Annotated in this window: 1 protein-coding gene; it reads right to left on the bottom strand. The window is 74.5% G+C overall.

Annotation, left to right across the window (positions count from 1 at the left end; genetic code table 11):
- Positions 1-338 precede the first annotated feature (338 nt).
- Positions 339-1,475: an alpha/beta fold hydrolase gene (locus tag E1300_RS49345; RefSeq protein ID WP_242619918.1), complete on the bottom strand. Its 1,137-nt coding sequence runs from the start codon at positions 1,473-1,475 to the stop codon at positions 339-341.
- Positions 1,476-1,945: the final 470 nt, after the last annotated feature.

The raw sequence follows: 1,945 nt of genomic DNA, 5'->3' as shown, positions 1-1,945 counted from the left end.
CTCCGCGCCCGCGTCCGGCTCCGCGCCCGCGTCCGGCCGCGCGCCCGGTCGCGGCTCGTGCCGTCCCCGCCCGTCCCGGTCGGCCCGGACCTCGCCGCTGTCCGCCGTCATGCACTGCCCCCCGCCGTCCCGCGCGACCCGACCCTCTGACCGGCGCGGCTCGAAACTCTGGCTCGACGGTGCGCCACACTACGGTCGGTGATGAAACGATCACGGGGGCGACACACCATCGGGCATCCCGAGAAGGGGACGACGGACGACTTTGGGGTTCTCTTGGCACGGACCAGACCCGCGCGGGCCGGCGGAGCGGCCCGGGCGGGCAGGCGGCGGGCCGGGGATCAGAGGGTGGCGGCGGGCTCCCGGCGCGGCGGCCGGATGCCGTGCCGGAGCGTCCCCTCGTCGAGCCAGCGGTCGAGGTGCAGCCAGGCGCTCTCCTTGGCGGACCGTCCGGTGAGCACGCCGAGGTGCCCGCCCGACGCGACCGCGAAGCGCACGTCGGGCGCGCCCGGCAGCAGCCGGGTCAGCGGCCGGACGGCCCCGGGCGGCGCCAGCGCGTCGCCGCGCCCGGCGATGGCGAGCACCGGCACGCCCACCCGCGCGAGCTCGACCCGCCGGTCGCCGATCTCCATTCCGCCCGCGGCCAGATCGCCGTCCCGCGAAAGCCCCCGGGAAATCTCCGCGGCGGCGAGGCCGGGGGACGCCGGCGACAGGCCGGTGAAATGATCGACCGCCTCGATCTGCGCGAGGAAATCGGCATTGTGGAGATTGGTGAGCACCTTGTAGGGCCGGAGGACGTATCTGTCGATTCCGAAGCGCCGGCGGGCGCGTTTCACCACCGGCTGCGAGAGGTCGCCGGACATCGGCTCCGCGGCGTCCTTCCCGGAGCCGCGGGCGAGGCGCGCGAGCGGGCGGGCGGGCTCCGCGGGGCCCGCGCCGCGCGGGTCCACCGCGGTGCCGATCATCGCGACCGAGGCGATCGGCAGGCCCGGGTCCGCCGCGGCGGCCAGCAGCGCGACGAGGCCGCCGAGGCACCAGCCGACGAGCTGGACGGGCTGCCCGCCCGCGTCCCGGCTCACCGCGCGGATCGCGCCCGGCAGGACCTCGTCCACCCACTCGCGAAGCCCCAGGTCACGGCCGTCGGGGTCGGGCGGGCCGCAGTCGAGCAGGTAGCCGCGCCGGCCGGTCGCGACGACGTGCTCGGCGAGGCTGCATCCGCGGCGGAGGTCGTAGCAGCGGGCCGGGGCGGCGAGCGGCGGCACCAGCAGCACCGGCGGCCCCGTGGGGATCACCGCCTCCGGCGGCCGGTAGCGGTAGACCGGCCGCTCCGGCGCGGCGTCGACCGGGTCCGCGGGCATCGGCCGGAGATCGGCGAGCCGGCCGTACAGGACGAGGTGCGCGGCATTGGACGCGGCATGGGACGTCGCGGCCAGCAGGCCTTTCGGGGAGAGCATCATCGCGTCATCGTCCCTCTCCATTCCGGAGCGGCTCAGGACGGCGCAACGATCGACGGCCGCCGGACCCGTCCGGAGCCATTAACACACGACCACATTAAGAGGGATATCACATGCCCATGACGCATGTGTTAAATCATCTTGACTCGGACGTCCGCCGGTACCGTAAGGGGCCGAGTGAAATGATCGACCTGGTCACACGGCCGGGGAGCCGTGCGGCATCACCTCGGCGGCGATTCCGGTCCCGGTCTCGCGTCACCGCGGCGGCTCACGCATAATGCCAGTTACACCCCGTAGCAGTAGCGCTACGGAGCAGGCGGCCAGGTGGGTACGTGATGGCTACCCTGAATCCGGCGAACTCCACAGGCCCGGCGGGCGCCGCGGTCCCCGGACGGCTGCGCGAAGGCGACCACGGCGATGTCTCTGCTCATTTGCCTCGCTCCGCTCGGCGGCGCGCGGCCGCTCTCCCGCGCGTCACAGGTAGTCCTTGATCG

It is taken from the genome of Actinomadura fibrosa (genome assembly GCF_900659615.1).
GTDB lineage: Bacteria > Actinomycetota > Actinomycetes > Streptosporangiales > Streptosporangiaceae > Spirillospora > Spirillospora fibrosa.
Note: the sequence above shows the minus strand (reverse complement) of the source record. Positions and strands in the feature narration are given on the sequence as shown.